General features: G+C 54.9%; 19 protein-coding genes and 4 tRNA genes. 3 read left to right on the top strand and 20 right to left on the bottom strand.

What is annotated here, in order from left to right:
- Positions 1–152 precede the first annotated feature (152 nt).
- Both IV493_RS03385 and IV493_RS03380 read left to right on the top strand, forming a co-directional pair.
- The gene (locus IV493_RS03385; RefSeq protein ID WP_013358820.1) at positions 153–953 is read left to right on the top strand and encodes an inner membrane protein YpjD; all 801 of its coding nucleotides are present in this window, start codon (positions 153–155) and stop codon (positions 951–953) included.
- A 15-nt stretch (positions 954–968) separates the two neighbouring features.
- Positions 969–2,255, top strand: coding sequence for an HlyC/CorC family transporter (locus IV493_RS03380; RefSeq protein ID WP_013358821.1), 1,287 nt, complete (start codon positions 969–971; stop codon positions 2,253–2,255).
- Between the two features lie 61 nt (positions 2,256–2,316).
- Here IV493_RS03380 and luxS read toward each other — a convergent pair whose 3' ends face one another.
- From luxS to tam, 14 genes are all read right to left on the bottom strand, one after another.
- The gene (luxS, locus tag IV493_RS03375) at positions 2,317–2,832 is read right to left on the bottom strand and encodes an S-ribosylhomocysteine lyase (protein ID WP_195857728.1); all 516 of its coding nucleotides are present in this window, start codon (positions 2,830–2,832) and stop codon (positions 2,317–2,319) included.
- A gap of 150 nt (positions 2,833–2,982) precedes the next feature.
- Entirely contained in the window at positions 2,983–4,590 is a 1,608-nt protein-coding gene (gene gshA / locus IV493_RS03370) for a glutamate--cysteine ligase (RefSeq protein WP_033783951.1), read from the bottom strand.
- A gap of 31 nt (positions 4,591–4,621) precedes the next feature.
- Positions 4,622–5,050, bottom strand: coding sequence for a YqaA family protein (locus IV493_RS03365; RefSeq protein WP_033783952.1), 429 nt, complete (start codon positions 5,048–5,050; stop codon positions 4,622–4,624).
- Positions 5,047–5,613, bottom strand: a complete 567-nt coding sequence (yqaB, locus tag IV493_RS03360; protein WP_013358824.1) for a fructose-1-phosphate/6-phosphogluconate phosphatase — start codon at positions 5,611–5,613, stop codon at positions 5,047–5,049. The genes IV493_RS03365 and yqaB overlap by 4 nt, the downstream gene beginning before the upstream one ends.
- Before the next feature lie 457 nt (positions 5,614–6,070).
- Positions 6,071–6,147, bottom strand: a tRNA-Arg gene (locus tag IV493_RS03355).
- 85 nt (positions 6,148–6,232) lie between these two features.
- A tRNA-Arg gene (locus IV493_RS03350) sits at positions 6,233–6,309 on the bottom strand.
- A 211-nt stretch (positions 6,310–6,520) separates the two neighbouring features.
- Positions 6,521–6,597 (bottom strand) — tRNA-Arg (locus IV493_RS03345).
- Positions 6,598–6,605: 8 nt separating this feature from the next.
- Positions 6,606–6,698: transfer RNA gene (locus IV493_RS03340), tRNA-Ser, on the bottom strand.
- A 282-nt stretch (positions 6,699–6,980) separates the two neighbouring features.
- Positions 6,981–7,166, bottom strand: coding sequence for a carbon storage regulator CsrA (gene csrA, locus IV493_RS03335; protein WP_008927091.1), 186 nt, complete (start codon positions 7,164–7,166; stop codon positions 6,981–6,983).
- Between the two features lie 250 nt (positions 7,167–7,416).
- On the bottom strand, positions 7,417–10,044 hold the full coding sequence (gene alaS, locus IV493_RS03330) for an alanine--tRNA ligase (protein WP_095706760.1): 2,628 nt from the start codon (positions 10,042–10,044) through the stop codon (positions 7,417–7,419).
- 133 nt (positions 10,045–10,177) lie between these two features.
- Complete coding sequence (locus IV493_RS03325; protein WP_013358827.1) at positions 10,178–10,696, bottom strand: regulatory protein RecX; 519 nt, start codon at positions 10,694–10,696, stop codon at positions 10,178–10,180.
- A 121-nt stretch (positions 10,697–10,817) separates the two neighbouring features.
- A complete protein-coding gene (gene recA, locus IV493_RS03320; protein WP_013358828.1) occupies positions 10,818–11,888 on the bottom strand; it encodes a recombinase RecA in 1,071 nt (356 codons plus the stop codon).
- Positions 11,889–11,983: 95 nt separating this feature from the next.
- Positions 11,984–12,478, bottom strand: coding sequence for a nicotinamide-nucleotide amidase (gene pncC, locus IV493_RS03315; RefSeq protein ID WP_095706759.1), 495 nt, complete (start codon positions 12,476–12,478; stop codon positions 11,984–11,986).
- Positions 12,479–12,583: 105 nt separating this feature from the next.
- On the bottom strand, positions 12,584–13,360 hold the full coding sequence (gene tam / locus IV493_RS03310) for a trans-aconitate 2-methyltransferase (protein ID WP_095707694.1): 777 nt from the start codon (positions 13,358–13,360) through the stop codon (positions 12,584–12,586).
- A gap of 165 nt (positions 13,361–13,525) precedes the next feature.
- Here tam and IV493_RS03305 point away from each other — a divergent pair, with 165 nt between their 5' ends.
- On the top strand, positions 13,526–14,413 hold the full coding sequence (locus IV493_RS03305) for a dihydrodipicolinate synthase family protein (protein WP_195857727.1): 888 nt from the start codon (positions 13,526–13,528) through the stop codon (positions 14,411–14,413).
- A 33-nt stretch (positions 14,414–14,446) separates the two neighbouring features.
- Here IV493_RS03305 and IV493_RS03300 read toward each other — a convergent pair whose 3' ends face one another.
- The 6 genes from IV493_RS03300 to IV493_RS03275 form a co-directional block, all read right to left on the bottom strand.
- Positions 14,447–14,782, bottom strand: a complete 336-nt coding sequence (locus IV493_RS03300; RefSeq protein ID WP_013358832.1) for a zinc ribbon domain-containing protein YjdM — start codon at positions 14,780–14,782, stop codon at positions 14,447–14,449.
- 80 nt (positions 14,783–14,862) lie between these two features.
- Positions 14,863–15,945, bottom strand: a complete 1,083-nt coding sequence (gene mltB, locus IV493_RS03295; RefSeq protein WP_033733598.1) for a lytic murein transglycosylase B — start codon at positions 15,943–15,945, stop codon at positions 14,863–14,865.
- Between the two features lie 150 nt (positions 15,946–16,095).
- Entirely contained in the window at positions 16,096–16,773 is a 678-nt protein-coding gene (gene narI, locus IV493_RS03290; protein ID WP_013358834.1) for a respiratory nitrate reductase subunit gamma, read from the bottom strand.
- Positions 16,770–17,498, bottom strand: coding sequence for a nitrate reductase molybdenum cofactor assembly chaperone (gene narJ, locus IV493_RS03285; protein WP_195857726.1), 729 nt, complete (start codon positions 17,496–17,498; stop codon positions 16,770–16,772). The genes narI and narJ overlap by 4 nt, the downstream gene beginning before the upstream one ends.
- Entirely contained in the window at positions 17,495–19,039 is a 1,545-nt protein-coding gene (narH, locus tag IV493_RS03280; RefSeq protein ID WP_013358836.1) for a nitrate reductase subunit beta, read from the bottom strand. The genes narJ and narH overlap by 4 nt, the downstream gene beginning before the upstream one ends.
- Positions 19,036–22,797: a nitrate reductase subunit alpha gene (locus IV493_RS03275; RefSeq protein ID WP_095706756.1), complete on the bottom strand. Its 3,762-nt coding sequence runs from the start codon at positions 22,795–22,797 to the stop codon at positions 19,036–19,038. Before IV493_RS03275 ends, narH begins: the two co-directional genes overlap by 4 nt.
- Positions 22,798–22,885: the final 88 nt, after the last annotated feature.

Raw genomic sequence — 22,885 nt, 5'->3', positions numbered from 1 at the left:
AAAAAAGATCGCGAGGTGCCTGATCGGCAGAATGCGGCGGATTATAACACGAAGCCTCGGCGATCTCTGCAATTGCCCCTCAGATCGTTTGGAGCCTGCTTCGGCTGGCGCTATACTGCCTTTTTCCTTATCTGACTGACCTGAAAGGATCTATGTTCGTTTTCGCGATAGTGGCGCTATTCGCCTACTCCTTAAGTCTTGCCCTTATCATTCCCAGCCTGTTGAAACGTAACGGCGGCTGGCGGCGAATGGCGATGTTCTCTGCCTGTGTGGCGCTGGTGACACACGCGGTCGCCCTGCAGCAACGCATATTTGCGGTTGATAGCGGACAGAATTTAAGCCTGCTCAACATTGGCTCGCTGGTGAGCCTGTTGATCTGCGCCATCATGACCATTGTGGCGTCACGCAACCGTGGCTGGCTGCTGCTGCCGATTGTCTACAGCTTCGCGCTGATTAATCTGGCCTTCGCCACCTTCGTCCCCAATGCGTTCATTACCCATCTGGAAACCACGCCAGGCATGATGATCCATATCGGCCTGTCGCTGTTCGCCTATGCGACGCTGATTATTGCCGCGCTCTATGCGCTGCAGCTGGCGTGGATTGATTACCAGCTGAAAAACAAGCGACTGGCATTTACCCAGGATATGCCGCCGCTGCTGACCATCGAACGCAAGATGTTTCACATTACCCAGGTGGGCGTCGTGCTGCTGACGCTGGTGCTCTGCACCGGTCTGTTTTATATGCAGGATCTCTTCAGCGCAGAAAACGTCGATAAAGCCGTTCTCTCCATCATTGCGTGGTTTGTTTATATCGTTTTGCTCTGGGGGCACTATCATGAAGGCTGGCGTGGTCGCCGCGTCGTCTGGTTTAACTGCAGCGGTGCGGTGCTGTTAACCATGGCTTACTTCGGCAGTCGCATCCTGCAGCATCTGCTTGTCCCTACCTCTCGTTAAAAAGGAAGTTCTGCGTTGGAGAATGTTTCAACCACCACGCTGATTATTATTCTCTGCGTCATGGTCCTGGTTTCCGCCTGGTTTGCCGGGTCGGAAACCGGAATGATGACGCTTAACCGCTATAAGCTGCGCCATCAGGCAAAAAACGGTAATCGCGCCGCACGCCGGGTGGAAAAGCTACTGCGTCGTCCTGACCGGCTGCTCAGTCTGGTTTTAATCGGTAACAACCTGGTCAATATTCTGGCCTCCGCCCTTGCCACCATCGTAGGCATGCGTATTCACGGTGATGAAGGCGTCGCGATTGCGACCGGCATCCTGACCTTTGTGGTGCTGGTCTTTGCCGAAGTGCTGCCGAAAACCGTGGCGGCGCTCTATCCCGAGCGCGTCGCCTTTCCCAGCAGCCTGCTGCTGGTCCCGCTGCAATACATCATGCTGCCGCTGGTCTGGCTGCTCAACACCATTACCCGGCTGCTGATGAGAATAGCGGGTATCCGCGCTGACGGTGCCATTAACTCTGCGCTGAGCAAAGAGGAGTTACGTACCATCGTCTATGAGTCGCGTAGCCTGATGTCACGCCGGAACCAGGACATGCTGCTCTCTGTGCTCGACCTGGAGAAAGTCAGCGTTGACGACATCATGGTGCCGCGTAATGAGATCGTCGGCATCAACATCAACGATGACTGGAAGTCGGTCGTACGTCAGCTGAGTCACTCGCCACACGGCCGCATCGTGCTGTTCCGGGATTCGCTGGATGACTGCGTCGGCATGCTGCGGGTACGCGAAGCCTGGCGCATGATGACGGAGAAAAAAGAGTTCACCAAAGAGACACTGCTGCGTGCCGCCGATGAGATCTACTACATCCCGGAAGGTACACCGCTGAACACTCAGCTGGTGAAGTTTCAGCGCAATAAAGAGAAAGCGGGCGTAGTGGTGGATGAATATGGCGATATCAAAGGGCTGGTGACAATTGAGGACATTCTGGAGGAGATTGTTGGTGACTTTACCACCTCCATGTCACCGTCGCTGGCAGAGGAAGTAATGCCGCAGAATGATGGCTCGGTACTGATTGAGGGCAGTGCTAACGTGCGTGAAATCAACAAGGCATTTAACTGGCAGTTGCCAGAGCAGGAAGCCCGCACCATCAACGGCATGCTGCTGGAAGCGCTGGAAGAGATCCCCGCCATCGCCACCCGGGTTCAGATCGGCCATTACAACGTCGATATTCTGGACGTGCAGGACAACATGATCAAACAGGTGCGCATCACGCCAAAGACGCCGCTGAAAAAATCGGTCGGTTCCTGAAGCCATAAAAAAACGCCGCAATCGAATCGATGCGGCGTTTTTTTTAGCAGAGAAGTCCTGACTAGATGTGCAGTTCTTTCAGCTTTTCAGCAGGCAGTTTCAGATCGTCGTTGCGGTTAACGCCGATCTCATGCGCCAGCACATTGCGGGCGATCTGCTGCGCTTCGTCCAGTGAGTGCAGTTTGTAGCTGCCACACTGGTATTCATTAAGCTCAGGGATCTGGTTCTGATCTTTCACTTTCAGAACATCTTCCATCGCCCCTTTCCACGCTTTCGCAACGCGCTGCTCGTCTGGCGTACCAATCAGGCTCATGTAGAAGCCGGTGCGGCAACCCATCGGCGAGATATCGACGATTTCCACACCGTCACCATTCAGGTGGTTACGCATGAATCCGGCAAAGAGATGCTCCAGCGTATGAATGCCACGCTCAGTGAGGATATCAATGTTCGGGCGGCAAAAACGCAGGTCAAAGACGGTAATCGTATCGCCATGCGGAGTCTTCATGGTTTTTGCAACGCGTACTGCCGGTGCGCCCATGATGGTGTGATCAACGGTAAAACTGTCCAGTAGTGGCATACGTCACCTCCTGTTCTGAGAATTTTTTTTAAAACGATGAAACTTTTCTGTTCGCCCAACGTCTGAATATATGAAAGACGCGCATTTGTTATCATCATCCCTGACAACAGAGATGTTAATTTGGCCACATTGATGTGGCCTTTTTCTTTTCTACCCTTCCCGGCTCGCCAGATACGCTTCAAAATCCAGCTTATCATTCGCTTCCAGCTCTTGCTGTGCAGCAACAGATTCCTGCGCCTGACGCGTGAAATCGTCTTCTGTCAGCACTTCCAGCGGCTCTTCGCAGAGCAGATGGCGGTACTGTTCAGCCAGCGCCACGCCCGTTCCGGTGACACCATTGTCCTTCATTGCCTGAAGGATGCGCGCCGAGTAGGTTAGCTCAGGATCGTCGAATGATGCTACCAGTTGATCGCAAACCTGCTGATATTCCGTGCTGTCCTGATTATTGCTGTCTAAGACTTCAGCAACGCGACGCAGATCGGCAAACAGGGTCTTGCCTACTTCCACCAGCGAATGCTCCGCATCTCCACAGCCCACAGCAATTTTCTGATCCGGTTTACGCCCTTCCAGCACCACCCGGTTCCAGTTTTTGCGGGTACACTGCAACTCATCGGCACTCATTTCCGGCGCATCCGCCAGGGTACACCAGATCAGGAACAGGTCGAGGAAGCGAACCTGATTCTCATCAACGCCGATGGCAGAGAACGGGTTGATATCCAGCGAGCGCACTTCAATGTATTCAATGCCGCCACGCAGCAGCGCATCTGAAGGTGCTTCACCCGAGCGTGTCACACGCTTAGGGCGGATTGGCGCATAAAGCTCATTCTCAATCTGCAATACGTTAGTATTGAGCTGCAGCCAGTTACCGTCAGCATCTTTGGTGCCCATCGCCGCATACTCTTCAGATGGCGTTCTGATCGCATTCTTCAGCGCAGTGACATAGCCTTCCAGAGAGTTAAACGTGATGCCCAGTGAGCTCTGCGATTTATTGGTGTAGCCTAAATCGCTCAGACGCAGCGAGGTGGCGTACGGCAGCCACATGGTATCTTTGTCATTGGTTTCGAACGGCAGCGCACTTTCACGGCCCTGCAGGAAGCTGGAGCTGATAGCCGGCGATGCGCCAAACAGATACGGGATCACCCAGCCGAAGCGATAGTAGTTGCGGATCAGCCGCAGGTAGCCCGCTGAGATAGTCTCTTTGCCGCTTTCCTGATCTTTCACGTCAGCCCACTCCTGCCAGAATGAAAGCGGCAGCGAGAAGTTATAGTGAATGCCGGAGATGGTCTGCATCAACGCGCCGTAACGGTTTTTCAGGCCTTCGCGGTAGAGCGTCTTCATCTTGCCGATATTGGAGGTGCCATATTGCGCCAGCTCGATATTGTCCGCGTCGTCAATCTCGCACGGCATACTGAAGGGCCACATGCGTTCATCACCCAGTTCACGGGCAACGTGACGGTGGATATCGCGCAGGAAAGCCAGCATATGATCGATGCTGTGATCCACTGGCGTAATAAATTCCAGCAGTGTTTCGGCAAAGTCAGTGGTGATCCAGTCATGCTTCAGCGCCGAGCCCAGAGATTCAGGGTGGCCGGTTTTTGCCAGATCGCCATTTTCCTGTACACGCAGCGTTTCACGCTCGATGCCACGGCCAATACCTTTCAGGGCATTGGGATGCGCTTCCAGCCAGGAGAGCGCTTTAGATACGTCCGGGATCACATTACCCCCCCGCTGTGATAATAATTTATTTTTGTTCAGCATAATGTTAACCGTAGCCTCGAATCTGTGCGAATCAATGCCACCATTGCATACCCTGTAATGTGGCAGTCGCGATAACGATATAACGCAGTGTTTTGCCGACGGCGAGAAACAGCATCGCAGGTAGCCAGGCGAAACGTAACCAGCCTGCGAGAACGCAGAGCAGATCACCTACCACCGGCAGCCAGCTGAATAACAGTGCTGCAGGTCCCAGTCGGTGCAACCACGTCATTGCTGTGTCATGCCATCGCCCCTGACGTTTTAGCGGCAGCAAGCGACCAATAAGAATGTTGGTTAAGCCGCCCAAGGTGTTTCCCAGGGATGCGGCCAAAAGCAACCCGTAAACTGATGTCTTTTTTGCTATCAATAGTGCTATCAGCAGTGCTTCGGAACTTCCCGGCAGGAGCGTCGCACTCAGAAAACTGCTGCCGAACATCGAGGCATAGGCGAGAACGTCACTCACAGTAAGCGGACATCCACCACGTCCATGCCCGCCGCCTTCGCGGCCTGAATCCCAAAGTCCGCATCCTCGAACACCACACAACGTGCCGGCGCCACACCCAGCAGCTCAGCGCAGCGTAAGAAGGTTTCAGGCTCAGGTTTATGACGCTGAACGTCGTCAGCGCCGACAACTGCTGAGAAGAGCTCACGCACGCCCAGCTGCGTCAGTAACGCCTCTGCCATGCTGTGTTCGCTTCCGGTACCCACCGCCATCGGACGACGCCCGTGATACGCTTTTACCACCTCCATTAATGGCAGTGGCCTGACGTTTTCCAGCAGCATCGCTTTCACAGCAGCCGTTTTTTCTGCAGCAAGAAGATGAGGGTCGAGTGACGACTGATTGGATTCAATGATGAACTGCGCCAGCCGCCAGGCGGGAGCGCCATTGAAGTCGATAATACGCGCTTCATCCAGCGTTAATCCATAACGCGCCAGTACCTGACGCCACGCTTTTCGATGTGTCGGCTCAGTATCAAGAATCGTGCCGTCCATATCGAAAATCAGGGCGTCATATTGATCGTACATTGTCACTCCGGACATTCACCAAATGAGACATTACTTTAGCCTAATGTGGACAGGTTGTCGCCAGGGGGGATGAACAGCAAATGCTTTGAAAGCATTAGCAATTTTTGTTTTCAGATAAAGGTGATCGTGCGCGGCCAGGGATAACCGTACGAATTTGCAGCGATTTTTAACATTATTTTGGCAGACAGGCGGCGGCGGACGGGCGTGAGCAGCAAAACAGAGAGTGCTGACACGTGAAACAGGCGCTGTAATTCGCTTAAGTCAGAATGATGAATCAGTGAGGCGGGTTAAGCAGAAAAACAGTATGGGTAAAGCCAGAGAGAAACTGCAGGGGGTTATAAGGAAACTAGCTTAACTTTGGGTCATGGGCGGTAAATGATGCAAAAGAGTGGTGTCAGGCACAATCTTAGCGATAATCACGCCACGATAAATTGAGGGATTTTTGAAAACTAAAAGATGGTGCATCCAGGAGGATTCGAACCTCCGACCGCTCGGTTCGTAGCCGAGTACTCTATCCAGCTGAGCTATGGATGCATTGGGGTCTATCTTTTGGGGTCTGTCTTTCGAGGTACAACTTTTTATGGACTTACAGAAACCAACCTGAGGATGTTACAAAGAATGGTGCATCCAGGAGGATTCGAACCTCCGACCGCTCGGTTCGTAGCCGAGTACTCTATCCAGCTGAGCTATGGATGCATAAATCTGATTCTTGTACAACGCAGGGTGCTAACTACTCACCATGAAAGGAATTGCTAATTCACTTTGTTTTTCGATGGTGCATCCAGGAGGATTACTCAGCTTACGCTTCGCCCTGCGGGCCGTTGCTGATGCAACGTTATCCTCCTTAGTGCGGCCTGAACGCTAATGCGTCATGTCACACCGAGGCACTTCTCCATATTCGAAAATATGGTGCATCCAGGAGGATTCGAACCTCCGACCGCTCGGTTCGTAGCCGAGTACTCTATCCAGCTGAGCTATGGATGCATCGAAAATGGCGGTGAGGGAGGGATTCGAACCCTCGATACAGCTTTTGACCGTATACTCCCTTAGCAGGGGAGCGCCTTCAGCCTCTCGGCCACCTCACCTTACGCTTTCTTTCGAACCGTGCTTCTGAACTTGTTTCTGCTCATCGGCACTGCGTGGCGCACATATTACTTTCCCGGACTTTTAAGTCAAACAATTTTTCCGAAACTTTGTTTGATTGAGCAAATCACACACAATTGGGACAAAATGGCGACAAAAAGAGTGAATTATCAACAATGAAAGATGATGTCGTTAACGAAACAGGTAAGAGAAAGCAGAAAAGAAAAGGCAGGATTTTTACAGAAAGCGGTAGCGCCTCGCACAGGTGCGAGACGCTGAATCCGTTAAACGCTGGTTTGTTGCGTTTTTTCAGCCTGGATGCGTTGATAGATCTCTTCGCGATGCACAGACACTTCTTTCGGCGCGTTAACCCCTATGCGAACCTGGTTACCCTTAACACCCAGCACCGTTACAGTTACCTCATCACCGATCATGAGGGTTTCACCAACTCGACGAGTTAGAATAAGCATTCTTTGCTCCTTGAAAGATTAAAAGAGTCGGGCTTGTACAGGCTCCCGGCATTATCCATCATTTAACGCTGCACATTGACTATGAGAAATACACCAATGCACATCGATGCGCCAATACATTCTGCTGATAGTTAGTTTAGCCGAAATACACTACATCAACCTGACTTTGTCATTTGTTGCTTTAGCATCGTATTAAAAAGCGCCGGAACCGGGGTTCTGACGCTTCAGACAATGCCTTGTTCTGTTTACATTACAGGCGGCTGTTAACCCAGCTCTCGACCCCTGCCAGAGCGCCTTTCAGCGCGTCAGCATCAGTACCACCAGCTTGTGCCATATCAGGACGACCACCGCCCTTCCCGCCAACCTGCTGTGCCAGACCGGCAATCAACTCACCCGCTTTAACACGGTCAGTCAGATCTTTGGTCACACCCGCAATCAGCGACACCTTACCTTCAGCAACTGTCGCCAGCACAATAATCGCCGATCCCAGCTGATTCTTAAGATCATCAACCATGGTACGCAACATTTTAGGCTCGACGTTGTTGAGCTCACTGACCAGCAGTTTCACACCCTTAACGTCGATGGCATTACTGCTCAGTGAGGCGCTCTCCTGCGCGGCCTGCTGATCGCGCAGTTGCTGCAACTCTTTCTCGAGAGCACGCACGTGATCGACCAGACCACGCACTTTCTCGTTCAGGTTGCTGCTGTTTGCTTTAACCAGCTGCGCAAGATCCTGCAGCTGGCTGCTCTGCGCATTGACCTGCGCCAGCGCGCCTTCACCGGTAATCGCTTCGATACGACGGATACCGGCTGCCGTTCCTGATTCAGCCTGAATACGGAACAGGCCGATATCACCGGTGCGCGCAGCATGCGTACCCCCGCACAGCTCAACCGAGAAATCACCCATGGTCAGAACGCGTACGCGCTGATCATATTTCTCGCCAAACAGTGCCATTGCACCCTTAGACTTCGCCGCTTCAAGATCCATCACTTCAGTTTCAACCGGCAGGTTGCGACGAATCTGCGCATTGACAATATCTTCGACCTGACGAATCTCATGAGGTTTCATCGCTTCGAAATGCGAGAAGTCGAAACGCAGGTATTTGTCATTAACCAGCGAGCCTTTCTGCGCCACGTGCTCACCTAAAACCTGACGCAATGCGGCATGCAATAAGTGGGTCGCAGAGTGGTTAAGACGAATGCGCGCACGACGTGCCGCATCAACCTGGGCCTCAAGGCGATCTCCAATACGCAACTGCCCTGCGGTCAGCTTACCGACATGACCGATTGCCTGACCATATTTTTGTGTATCCTGGACGCTAAATTCAGCATTCTTCCCTTTCAGCAGACCGGTATCGCCGACCTGACCACCGGATTCCCCATAGAATGGGGTTTCATCCAGCACGACTACGGCATCCTGACCTGCGGTCACTTCATCAACCGCCTCGCCCGCAACGTAGAGCGCTTTCACCGTGGCAGCCAAATCAAGCTGGTCGTAACCTTTGAAGGAAGAGGCGGCATCAATGCGGATAACGTTGCTGTAGTCAGCGCCGAAGCCACTTGCTTCACGTGCACGCTGACGCTGCTGTTCCATCGCCTGCTCAAAGCCCGCTTCATCAATTTTCAGATTGCGTTCGCGGCAGACGTCAGCCGTTAAATCAGCCGGGAAGCCAAAGGTATCGTAAAGACGGAAGACGATTTCGCCATCCAGCGTGTCGCCCTGCAGTTTTTCCAGCTCTTCGTCCAGCAGCGCCAGTCCACGCTCCAGCGTTCTGGCAAACTGATCCTCTTCGCTTTTCAGCACCTGCTCAACCTGAGCCTGCTGGCGCTGTAACTCTTCGCCCGCAGCACCCATGACTTCAACCAGTGGCGCAACCAGCTTATAGAAGAAGGCCTCTTTGGCGCCCAGCATGTTGCCATGACGTACGGCGCGACGAATGATACGACGCAGCACATAGCCACGGTTCTCATTCGATGGAATCACACCATCGGCAATCAGGAAAGCACAGGAGCGGATATGGTCGGCAATCACGCGTAGCGATTTATTACTCAGATCGGTTGCGCCGGTAACCTGTGCCACAGCCTGAATCAGTTTCTGGAACAGGTCGATTTCATAGTTGGAGTTGACGTGTTGCAGAACGGCAGAAATACGCTCAAGGCCCATTCCGGTATCAACCGACGGTTTTGGCAGCGGCAGCATAGTGCCGTCAGCCTGACGGTTGAACTGCATAAAGACGATGTTCCAGATCTCAATATAACGATCACCATCTTCTTCCGGGCTGCCTGGCGGGCCACCCCAGATGTGATCGCCATGATCGTAGAAAATTTCACTGCATGGACCACAAGGACCGGTATCGCCCATCTGCCAGAAGTTATCTGACGCGTACGCGCTGCCCTTGTTGTCGCCGATGCGAATAATGCGCTCGCGTGGCACGCCGATTTCATCCGCCCAGATATTGTAGGCTTCATCATCGGTTTCATATACCGTCACCCACAGACGCTCTTTCGGCAGGCTGAACCACTGCTCGCTCGTCAGCAGTTCCCAGGCAAAACCAATCGCCTCTCTCTTGAAGTAGTCACCAAAGCTGAAGTTACCCAGCATTTCAAAGAACGTGTGGTGACGCGCGGTGTAGCCGACGTTTTCAAGATCGTTGTGTTTACCGCCTGCGCGAACGCAGCGCTGTGACGTGGTCGCACGTGTGTAATCACGTTTGTCCTGACCGAGGAACACATCTTTAAACTGGTTCATCCCGGCGTTGGTAAACAACAACGTTGGATCGTTATTCGGTACGAGGGAGCTGCTGGTTACAACCTCATGTCCCTTGCTATGAAAAAAGTCGAGAAACGCTTGACGGATCTCAGCAGTGCTCTTGCTCATAAATGTCCTGGAATCACGCTAACGAACGTTCCCTCTGATCGGCGCGGCCACATTCTCGTGGTGCCTGATTAGCGGAACAAAAAGTGGGAATAAGATAAATTTTCTTCAGTGGGAAGTAAAATTACATCGGCTTTTAGTCATCAAAATTTCTGAAAATAGACTGGATATCGTCGGTCTGAAAGCCCTTTGACTGCAGATAGCGTAGTACTTTCGCTTTCTCTTTCCACTCTGTGGGCAGCGGATGTCCGAATTTTCGTTCAGCCAGCTGTGCAGCGCAGGCTGCCCAGTCAACATCCGTCTCTTCCATCGCAATATCAATAGCTTCACGATCGATGCCTTTCTGGGCCAGTTCAAGCCGTACGCGCTGCGACCCAAAACCTTTACGGCTTCGGCTCTGAATAAACCGATCGGTGAAACGCTCGTCATTTAACCAGCCGCTTTCCTGACACCAGTCCAGTACCTGCTCCAGCAGCGCTTCAGTGATAATTTCAGGCTCTTTTTTCTGCGCCCACGCGGCGCGCTGAGCTGACTGTTGCAGCTTACGGGATAACTCTGCACGGCTGTGATCGCGCTGACCCAGAATGCGCATCGCACGGTCAAGCAGACGAGAATAAGAGACAACATTGGGTTGGGGCTGAGAGGATTCAGTCATACTGCGCACCTTCTACAAACAGAGGGAGATTATGGCGACAGAACAGGACAGAGGGAAGGCAGGAAAGGTATCAGGGGGGATAAAACAGCGGGAGAGGCTTTTGCCCCTCCCGCATCATAAATCAGAAGTCTTCGTTCGCTTCACTTGCCGCGTCTTCTTTCTCAGCAGACTTATCTGCTGCTGCGAGTTTCTCATCCGCGCCGTTGAGCAACATCTCACGTAACTTCAGATCAATTTCGTTTGCCACAGCAGCATTCTCTTTCAGGAAGTTGCCGGCATTCGATTTACCCTGACCAATCTTGTCGCCATTGTAGCTGTACCATGCACCCGCTTTTTCAATCAGCTTGTGCTTCACGCCCAGATCGACCAGCTCACCAAAGGTATTGATACCTTCGCCGTACATAATCTGGAATTCAGCCTGTTTAAATGGCGCAGCGATTTTGTTTTTCACTACCTTAACGCGGGTCTCACTGCCCACCACGTTATCGCCCTCTTTGATGGCACCGATACGGCGGATATCAAGACGGACAGACGCATAGAACTTCAGCGCGTTACCACCGGTCGTGGTTTCCGGGTTACCAAACATCACACCAATTTTCATACGGATCTGGTTGATGAAGATCAGCAGCGTATTGGACTGCTTAAGGTTACCGGCCAGTTTACGCATCGCCTGGCTCATCATACGTGCCGCGAGGCCCATATGTGAGTCACCGATTTCACCTTCGATTTCCGCTTTCGGCGTCAGCGCCGCAACGGAGTCAACGATGATGACATCAACGGCACCAGAGCGCGCCAGGGCATCACAGATTTCCAGCGCCTGCTCACCGGTGTCGGGCTGAGAACAGAGCAGGTTTTCAATATCTACGCCCAGTTTCTTGGCGTAAACCGGATCAAGCGCATGCTCAGCATCGATAAAGGCACAGGTTTTGCCTTTACGCTGTGCAGATGCGATAACCTGCAGGGTCAGCGTGGTTTTACCGGAAGACTCTGGTCCGTAGATCTCAACGATACGGCCCATTGGCAGACCGCCTGCGCCTAATGCGATGTCCAGCGAGAGCGAACCGGTAGAGATGGTTTCCACATCCATTGAGCGGTCTTCACCCAAGCGCATGATGGAGCCTTTACCAAATTGTTTCTCAATCTGGCCCAGCGCGGCAGCTAAAGCCTTCTGTTTGTTTTCATCAATCGCCATTTCAACTCCTAATCAAGCCGGGTAAACACGCACTCAGGGTGCCTGCACTCTTTCTGTTGCCGACAATTATACTGTATAATCATACAGTATCAAGTTTAATTTGTCAGAAATTCGCCATACAGTTTCTGCAGGGCCCATGCCACCGACTGGCGGCGGACGGCATCACGATCGCCGCTAAAATGCTGCTGAAAAGTCAATACGTTATCCTGCGGCCCGGCAAAGCCAAACCACACCGTGCCGACCGGTTTTTCTTCACTGCCGCCATCCGGGCCGGCAATGCCGCTGACGGAGATCGCGTAGTCAGCATGGGCCCCCTTGCGGGCACCCAGCGCCATCTCACGCACCACCGCATCACTCACCGCGCCATACTGCGCCAGCGAGTCGGCCTTCACATCCACCAGCTGCTGTTTCGCCTCATTACTGTAGGTGACAAAACCGCGTTCGAACCAGGCGGAGCTGCCGCTGATATCGGTAAAGACTTTGGCAATCCAGCCGCCAGTGCAGGATTCCGCACAGGTTACGGTGGCATTACGCTGCTTCAGCTTCTCACCTATCTGCGCGCTTAACGCCTGCAATTGCTGATCGTCCATTTCGACTCTCCCTTTGGTCGTGGGTTGAAGGTGGTGCAGAAAAACCACTTTTTCAAGGGCTCTTATCATTATTGCCCTGATTTTGCGACCTGCTTTCCAGCGCCCTCACCTTTTTTTCACTGCAACCATAAAAAGTCGCGGGAAGGCGAGCAGAACCTGACCATCGGCCTGAGCCGGATAAGCGGTAAGTAAGCGCTGATGATAATCAGACAGAAAAGCCGTCTGTTCAGACTCATTCAGCATCGCCAGGAAAGGTCGCAGGCCAGTCGCCTGCAGCCAGCTGATAATCGCCTGTGCGTCGGCCATCACGTGATAATAGGTGGTTCGCCAGATATCCACCTCACAGCCGGCCTGGGTCAGCAGAGCATAATATTCGCCCGTAGAAAGCAGCTGTGTACGTTCAGCGGCACTGGCATTAATGCGTGACGACCAGCGATTGTCAGCCGCCACCTCGCGCATCAGCTGGTGCGACGGCTCATTGAGGTTATCAGGCATCTGGATCGCCAGCACGCCACCGGGTGCCAGCTGGCTGACCAGATGAGGAAACAGCGTGACGTGATTATCCAGCCATTGCAGAGACGCGTTGGCATAAATCACCTGCTGCGGCGCATCCGCCTGCCATGTGCGGATATCTGCCTGGATAAAGCGGCAGTGCGGCAGGCGTTCACCCGCCTGAGTTAGCATCGCCGCAGAACTGTCGAGTCCGGTAATCTGCGCCAGCGGCCAGGCATCGGCGAGCAGCTCGGTGCTGTTGCCGGGTCCGCAGCCCAGATCGGTCACCTGCTCAACCTGTTCCAGGCTGATGCGCGCCAGCAGCTCGCGGGCCGGACGGGTTCGTTCCGCTTCAAATTTGCGATACAGCACGGGATCCCACTCTTTCATCATCACCTCTCGTTCAGTTGTCAGAAGCATCCGCTTACTGAGACGAACGAAAAACGAAAAAGTGCGACCCGTTGCTCACTTTTGAATCATGCGCTGGCAGAGACTGACTGGAGCCATTAAGTTAAAACACTGTTTCATTTTTAACATTTGCTTCAGGAGTCAGCTATGCGTGAAAAATCGGCCTTTGCCGGTGTCTGGTGCCCTACCGTCACCCCGTTCAATGCACAGGGCGGCCTTGATATCGACGCGCTCGGGCGACACTTCTCCCGCCTTAATGACTCCGGTATCGACACCCTGCTGGTGATGGGCAGCATTGGCGAGTTTGCCTCCCTGACGCAACAGGAACGTTTACAGCTGATTCAGGAAGCCAGGCCCCTGTCACCGCTGAAGATGGTAGCGAACGTCTCGGCAACCTGCATCCCCGACATGCTGGCGCTGGCTGAAGCCGCGTGGAGAAACGATTTTGATGCGGTAATGGTCTTGCCGCCCTACTACTACGGCCAGACGCAACAGCAGATGATGTACTACTTCGAAGCGCTCGACGCGCAACTGGGTGGCAAGTGGTTTGCCTACAACTTCCCGGCTCGCACCGGCTGCGATCTGACGCCCACGCTGATAGCCGCTCTGGCGGCAAAGCTGCCCAACTTTATCGGCATCAAAGATACGGTGGATTGCCTGTCGCATAACCGGGTGATGATCGAAGAGACCCGCAAGGTACGCAGTGATTTTGCCGTGCTATCAGGGTATGACGAATACCTGCTTCCCAATCTGCTGGCGGGAGGTGCCGGGGTGATTTCAGGCCTGAATAATATTGTGCCGGAATACTTTGCCGAGATGATGGCGGCATGGCGAACAGGCAATCTGCCTGAGCTGACGCGGCTGCAGCAGCAGATCGGCCGGCTGATGGCGATTTACAGTATTGGCGATGATTTTGTGACCACGATTAAAACGGCCGTAGCGCGACGTTATGACTCAATGAGCAGTAACTCGCGTAATTACGGTGGTGATCTGAACGCGGAACAGTGCGCCGCAATTGATCGGCTGTTCAATTAAAAGAAAGGCGGGCGCATCCCTGCGCCCCGGATCTCAGTTCTTTTTCACGAACTCAGATTTTAATTTCATCGGGCCAAAACCGTCGATTTTACAGTCGATGTTGTGGTCCCCTTCAACCAGGCGAATGCTTTTCACTTTGGTGCCGATCTTCAGCGATGAGGAACTGCCCTTCACCTTAAGATCTTTGATCACCGTGACGCTGTCGCCATCGGCCAGCAGATTACCGTTGGCATCACGCACTTCCAGCGATCCGTTGCTGCTGTCACCCTCTCCCTCGGTCCAGATATGACCGCAGGAGGGGCAGTTGAGGTTTTCGCCATCTTGCCAGGTGTAATCGGCGTGACAGGCTGGGCAGGCAGGTAAAGACATAACGACTCCAGAGATATCAGTGGCTGTGTGGCCTGAAAAAGGGCGTCATCATATAACCTTACAGTTAACAAGGATAGCCTTTATAACAGGCCGCCCTGCCGTGCCTTGCTCACCGCCTCGCCCAGCTGCCATACCGCCATCGCATAATGGGTACTGTGGTTGTAGCGGGTAATCACATAGAAATTGGGTAAGCCGTACCAGTACTGATAGCTGGTGCCTAAATCAAGACGCAGCAGACTGACCTGATTATTACCGTCCAGCGAGCCCTGCGGTGACAGGCCTGACGCCGCCAGCATGCTCACGCTGTAACTGGTTTTGAAGCCATCTTCCAGCATCGGTGCCTGACCGCTGGCCGGGACCGCCACATTTTCACCGCTGCGCCAGCCATGCTTCTGGAAGTAGTGCGCCACGCTGCCGATCGCATCCACCGGATCCCACAGGTTTGCATGGCCGTCGCCATTGAAATCAACCGCGTAATCATTGTAAGAGGAAGGCATAAACTGGCCATAGCCCATCGCTCCGGCGAAAGAACCTTTCAGCGCCAGCGGGTCATCCTGCTCTTTACGCGACATCAGCAGGAAGGTTTCCAGCTCGCTGCTGAAGTACGCCGCACGGCGCGGATAGTTAAACGATAAGGTTGCCAGCGCATCCAGAATCCGCGTTTTCCCCATCACGCGGCCCCAGCGGGTTTCTACGCCAATAATGCCGACAATGATCTCCGGCGGCACGCCATAGACCTGCTGCGCGCGTTGCAGCGCATCCTGATACTGGTTCCAGAACGCCACGCCGTTTTGCACGTTATCCGGCGTAATGAACTTGTTCCGATAGCGGATCCAGGCCCCGTTAGGGCCCGGCGCTGGCGTATAGCTCGGTGCCTGACGATCCATCAGCCGCAGCACATAATCCAGTCGCTTAGCCTGACCAATGATGTTGTGCAGTTGCTCACGGTCGAAGTCATGCTTCTCAACCATCTTATCGATAAACTGCTCTGCGGCCGGGTTACCGGCAAAGTCGCCGAACATCGCCTGTCCGCTGTGCGACGGCTGCAGTAAAAAACCGCCCTGCGGCGCAGCCAGCATCTTCTGCTGGGACGGAACGTCAGGTTTGCTGCTGCAGGAGGCCAGAAGCGGGATGAACGCAAGGAGGGCTAGCTTAAGACGCATCGGTTATCCATAAACGAGGGGTAAATTCAGATGCGGTAATAGTAGTCGTTCAGCGCATTGACATACAGTCCGGAATCTTAAAAAAACGTCAACGCAGCCGTGGGGTGAAAAGGGCTGCGGGGCAGTATCTCCCCCGCAGCCATCCGGCGTTTAGCGGCGGTTTCTCACCAGCTGATAACGGCGGGTCAGATACTCAACCGGCGCACTCCAGATATGCACCAGACGGCAGAACGGGAACAGCAGGAATAGCGTCATGCCCAGTACCATATGCATGCGATAGATAAACGCGACGCCCTCAAGATGCTGCGATGCACCACCGTGGAAGGTCACCACCGCCTGCGCCCAGCCCACCAGCTTCATCATTTCACTGCCGTCCATATGCTGGGCGGAGAAAGGAATAGTCAGCAGACCCAGCGTGGCCTGAGCCACCAGCAGCGTCAGGATCAAAATGTCGCCGACGCTGCTCGTCGCCCGCACCCGAGGATTGGTCAGACGGCGTTTCAGCAGCAGCGCGCCGCCCGCCAGCGTCATCGCACCAAACAGGCCACCGGCAATCATCGCCAGCTTCTGCTTCACGTCGATCGGCAGGAACGATTCATACATCCAGTGCGGGGTGAGCATCCCGACGATATGACCGAAGAAGATCCCGATGATGCCGATGTGGAACAGGTTAGAGGCAAGCCGCATTCCTTTTTTGTCCAGCATCTGACTGGAACCGGCCCGCCAGCTGTACTGCCCATAGTCATAGCGCAGCCAGCTCCCGACCAGAAAAACCGTTCCGGCCAGGTAAGGGTAAATATCGAAGAAGAAAGTGTTAATAAAATTCATGCTGATTCTCCTGTGGTGCGCGCCGCCGCCGCGGCGATATCCAGATACTGCGGCGCGACCGCATCGGCGAAGCGACGCTGATGCATCGCCTGCTGCGCCGAGGCGCAGCCCTGTTCGCCGAGAAATTTAATCTGCTCCTCTTCCCAGACCGCATCGAGCGCGGCTGGGGTATCATCGCGCGCTTCCTGCGCCACCTGTGGCTTGAGGGCCGCAGGATCGACCGCGCTGCCGGACAGCGTCAGTAACACCGTGAACAGGTCAGCATAAGAGCTCTGACGCGCTTCCAGCCGCGCGGCCAGCAACGCCAGGATCGGCACGATGTCGTCCAGCCCCTGACGCGCCGCCTCATCGCTTTTACAGGCGAGATATTCCAGGTAGAGCGGCAGATAATCGGGCAGCTCTTTGCTGTCCAGCTCGAGACCGTCGGCCCGGTACTGTTCCAGCAGATCAACCATCGCCTGACCGCGATCGCGGGACTCTCCGTGCACATGTTCAAACAGCAGCAGCGAGGTGGCGCGGCCGCGATCAAACAGTTCACAGTAGTCAGCCTGTACGTCCAGCAAGGGCCGGGTGCAGAGCTGATTAATAAAGCGCACCAGCCGTGCGCTCTGCTGCAGGTTGAATTCGCTGGCCTCTTCCAGAGCCGCGATCAGATCGGGATAGTGGGTAAACAGCGCCTCGTCCGGATAGTCCAGCAGGCGCGACACAATACGCAGCGTGATCATGAGGCATCCTCCGGACGCGTGGTCTTCCTGCTGACGTCGATGGCATCAATTCGGCGGCTGTTGAACAGGTTAAATTTGCTGTCGCTGCCGTGGCAGCCATCGCCAAAGCTGAAGCCACAGCCTTTGCTTTCCGGGAAGGCTTCACGCGCCAGTTCACGATGACTTGAAGGCACCACAAAGCGATCTTCATAGTTGGCGATCGCCAGATAGCGGTACATCTCCTGCGCCTGTGCTTCGGTCAGACCGACCTGCTCCAGCGCCCGGATATCATGCTCACCCTCTACGCTTTCTGCGCGCTTGTAATGGCGCATCGCCAGCATACGTTTCAGTGCCAGCAGCACTGGCGCGGTGTCGCCAGCGGTCAGCAGGTTCGCCAGGTACTCCACCGGAATGCGCAGGCTTTCCACATCCGGCAGCACGCCGGTGTGCGCCAGCGCCCCGCCATCTACTGCCGACTGAATCGGTGACAGTGGCGGCACATACCAGACCATCGGCAGCGTGCGGTATTCAGGGTGAAGCGGCAGCGCCAGCTTCCACTCCATCGCCATTTTATAAACCGGTGAACGTTGCGCGGCGTCGATCACGCTCTGCGCGACGCCATCTTTCAGTGCCTGGGCGATCACGGCAGGATCGTGGGGATCAAGGAAGATATCCAGCTGGCGCTGATAGAGATCTTTCTCGCTTTCCGCTGCGGCCGCCTGTTCAATGCGATCCGCGTCATAGAGCAGCACGCCAAGATAACGGATACGGCCGACACAGGTTTCCGAGCAGACGGTGGGCTGGCCCGCTTCGATGCGTGGATAACAGAAAATGCATTTTTCTGACTTGCCGCTTTTCCAGTTGAAGTAGATCTTCTTGTACGGACAGCCGGTGAGACACATCCGCCAGCCGCGACATTTATCCTGGTCGATCAGCACGATGCCATCTTCACCGCGCTTGTAGATCGCGCCGCTCGGACAGGTCGCCACGCACGCCGGGTTGAGGCAGTGCTCACACAGGCGTGGCAGGTACATCATGAAGGTGTGCTCAAACTGGCCGTAAATCTCCTTCTGGACGTTGTCGAAGTTCTTATCCTGTGAGCGTTTAGCAAACTCGCCGCCGAGGATCTCTTCCCAGTTCGGGCCGTTTTCGATCTTTTTCATCCGCTGACCGGTGATCAGCGAGCGCGGACGCGCAATCGGCTGATGTTTACCGGCAGGCGCGTTGTGCAGATGCTGATAATCGAAATCGAACGGCTCGTAGTATTCATCCAGCGCAGGCACATCCGGGTTGGCGAAGATCTTCGACAGCAGGCCGACGCGACTGCCCATACGCGGCTCCAGCTTGCCGTTGATCTTACGGATCCAGCCGCCCTTCCACTTCTGCTGATCTTCCCAGGCGTGCGGATAGCCGACGCCAGGCTTGCTTTCGACGTTGTTAAACCAGGCGTATTCCATGCCCTCGCGGCTGGTCCAGACGTTTTTACAGGTCACCGAGCAGGTGTGGCAGCCGATACATTTGTCGAGGTTCAGCACCATGCCGACCTGTGAACGAATTTTCATGGTTTTACCTCCTGCTGGCTGCCCTGGCAGGCATCGTTGCCTTCCCCATCTAACCAGTTAACGTTGTTCATTTTTCTCACCACCACGAACTCATCGCGGTTAGAGCCGACGGTGCCGTAGTAGTTAAAGCCCCAGGAGAGCTGGGCATAACCGCCGATCATATGGGTCGGTTTCGGACAGGTTCGCGTCACGGAGTTATGGATGCCGCCGCGCTGGCTGGTGATTTCCGAACCGGGGATATTCACGATACGTTCCTGTGCGTGGTACATCATGGTCATACCGGCCGGGATACGCTGGCTCACCACAGCACGCGCGGTCAGTGCACCATTGGCATTGAACGCCTCGATCCAGTCGTTATCCACAATGCCCAGCTCGCGGGCGTCATCTTCACTCATCCAGACAATCGGTCCGCCACGCGACAGCGTCAGCATCAGCAGGTTGTCACTGTAGGTAGAGTGGATGCCCCACTTCTGATGTGGCGTCAGGAAATTAAGCGCCTTCTCCGGATTACCGTTAGGCTTGCTGTTCAGCAATGGCTTCGCCGCACGGGTATCGATAGGCGGACGATAGACCATCAGGCTCTCACCGAAGGCGCGCATCCACTCATGATCCTGATAGAGCTGCTGACGACCGCTCAGGGTACGCCACGGGATCAGCTCATGAACGTTGGTGTAGCAGGCGTTGTAGGAGACATGTTCATCTTCCAGACCTGACCAGGTCGGGCTGGAGATAATTTTGCGCGGCTGCGCCTGAATATCGCGGAAGCGGATCTTCTCATCTTCTTTGTTCAGCGCCAGATGCGTGTGGTCACGACCGGTAATCGCGCCCAGCGCCTGCCAGGCTTTCACCGCCACCTGACCATTGGTTTCCGGAGCGAGCGCCAGGATCACTTCGGCTGCATCAATCGCCGTGTCAATATTTGGCCGTCCCGCTGCCGGGCCATCCGCTTTGACATAGTTAAGCTGTTTGAGGAAATCGACCTCTTTGCTGGTGTTCCAGCTGATCCCTTTGCCGCCGTTACCCAGGGTATCCAGCAACGGCCCCAGCGAGGTAAAGCGTTCCCAGGTCGCCGGATAGTCGCGTTCCACCACCATGATGTGTGGCGCGGTTTTGCCCGGAATCAGGTCGCACTCGCCTTTTTTCCAGTCTTTGGCTTCAAACGGCTGCGCCAGTTCGGCAGGTGAGTCATGCAACACCGGCAGCGTCACCACATCCGTTTCAACACCTAAATGGCCAGGGCAGAGATCGGAGAAGGCTTTGGCAATGCCTTTGTAGATCTCCCAGTCGCTTTTTGAATCCCAGGCCGGATCGACAGCCGCCGAAAGCGGATGAATAAACGGATGCATATCCGAGGTATTCATATCGTCTTTTTCATACCAGGTGGCGGTTGGCAGCACGACGTCAGAGTAGAGACAGGTGCTCGACATGCGGAAGTCGAGTGTGACCACCAGATCCAGCTTGCCTTCGGCACCCTGATCCAGCCATTCCACTTCTTCGGGTTTCACGCGACCCTGCTGACCTAAATCTTTCCCCTGAATACCGTTTTCGGTGCCCAGCAGATATTTCAGCATGTACTCATGCCCTTTGCCTGAGGAGCCGAGCAGGTTGGAACGCCAGACAAACAGGTTGCGCGGGAAGTTCTGCGGGTTGTCCGGCTGTTCAGCGGCAAACCGGATAGTGCCCTGCTTCAGGCTCTCCACGGTGTAATCCAGCGGTGACTGGCCGGCGGCTTTCGCCTTCGCCGCGATATGCAGCGGGTTGACGTTGAGCTGCGGCGCGGAAGGTAACCAGCCCATGCGTTCGGAACGGACGTTAAGGTCGATCAGGCTGCCGCTGTAGCGGCTTTTGTCCGCCAGCGGTGACAGCAGTTCGCTGGTGGCCAGGGTTTCATAGCGCCACTGACTGGAGTGGTTGTAGAAGAAAGAGGTGCTGTTCATCTGACGTGGCGGACGCTGCCAGTCCAGGCCAAAGGCCAGCGGTGTCCAGCCGGTCTGCGGACGAAGTTTCTCCTGACCGACATAGTGCGCCCAGCCCCCGCCGCTCTGACCGACGCAGCCGCAGAAAATCAGCATGTTCATCAGGCCACGGTAGTTCATGTCCATGTGATACCAGTGGTTCATACCGGCACCGACGATGATCATTGAGCGGCCACGGGTTTTTTCAGCGTTTTCGGCAAATTCGCGGGCAATGCGGATGATGTTCTGACGGGAAACGCCCGTAATCTGCTCTGCCCAGGCCGGGCTGTAGGCTTTAATCTCGTCATAGCTTTGCGCGCAGTTGGCATCATCCAGACCACGAGCCAGACCATAGTTCGCCAGCGTCAGATCGTAGACGCTGGTAACCAGCGCTTCACTGCCATCCGCCAGCTGCAGGCGTTTCACCGGCAACTTGTGCAGCAGAATCTCATCCAGCGCGACGCTGTTAAAATGCTCGCGGGTGATGCCGCCAAAGTAAGGGAAACCGACCTCAACCACCTCATCGTGGCTGCCGAGCAGGCTGAGCTGCAGCTCCACTTCTTTTTGCGACAGGCCGTCGCGCTGCTCCAGGTTCCATTTGCCTTTTTCACCCCAGCGGAAGCCGATAGAGCCCTGCGGGGCAATCAATTCACCGGTCGCCTGATCCAGCGCCACGGTTTTCCACTCCGGATTATTCTCCTGACCCAGACCATCCACCAGATCGCTGGCACGCAGCTGACGGCCTGCGGCGTAGTAACCGCCCTCGCGTGGCTCCAGCATGACCAGCATCGGCATATCGGTGTAGCGGCGCACGTAATCGCGGAAATAGCCGACTTCGCGATCAAGATGGAACTCTTTCAGCATCACATGGCCCATCGCCAGCGCCATCGCGCTGTCGGTGCCCTGCTTCGGACTCAGCCACTGGTCACACAGCTTCGCGACTTCGGCATAGTCCGGGGTAATGGCCACGGTTTTTGTCCCTTTATAGCGGACCTCCGTGAAGAAGTGCGCATCCGGGGTACGGGTCTGCGGCACGTTCGAGCCCCAGGCAATAATGTATGAGGAGTTGTACCAGTCGGCCGATTCCGGCACGTCGGTCTGCTCGCCCCAGGTCATCGGTGACGCAGGTGGCAGATCGCAATACCAGTCATAGAAGCTCAGGCAGGTTCCGCCGATCAGTGACAGGTAACGTGCGCCCGCAGCGTAGGAGACCATCGACATCGCCGGAATCGGCGAGAATCCCATAATACGGTCAGGGCCGTAGGTCTTCGCGGTGCAGATGTTCGCAGCAGCGATCATCTCGTTCACTTCCTGCCAGCTGGAACGCACAAAGCCACCGCGTCCGCGCGCCTGCTTATAGCTTTTCGCTTTCTCTGGATTGCTGATGATGGATGCCCAGGCCTCTACCGGATCGCTGTGCTGCGCTTTCGCGTCGCGCCACAGCTGGATCAGCTTCTTACGCATCAGCGGATACTTCAGGCGGTTAGCGCTGTAGAGATACCAGGAGTAGCTGGCTCCGCGTGGGCAGCCGCGCGGCTCATGGTTGGGCAGATCGGGACGGGTACGTGGATAGTCGGTCTGCTGGGTCTCCCAGGTGACCAGTCCATTTTTGACGTAGATTTTCCAGCTGCAGGAGCCGGTACAATTAACACCGTGGGTAGAGCGCACAACTTTATCGTGCTGCCAGCGGCTGCGGTAGCCATCTTCCCAGTCGCGGTTGCTGTTTAAGGTCTGCCCATGCTGGCCGGAAAAAGGCTCAGCCAGCTGTTTGAAATAACGAAATCGATCAAGAAACTTGCTCATCCGGAATACTCCTGAAGGCCTGGTATGACATTGCTGACTCTGCATCTGTCGCGACACAGAAAGTAAAATGGTGCCGGTGCGCCACACC

Source organism: Pantoea sp. SM3640 (genome assembly GCF_015654165.1).
Lineage (GTDB): Bacteria > Pseudomonadota > Gammaproteobacteria > Enterobacterales > Enterobacteriaceae > Pantoea > Pantoea vagans.
The sequence above is the reverse complement of the archived record's forward strand: the minus strand, read 5'-3'. Positions and strand labels throughout refer to the sequence as shown.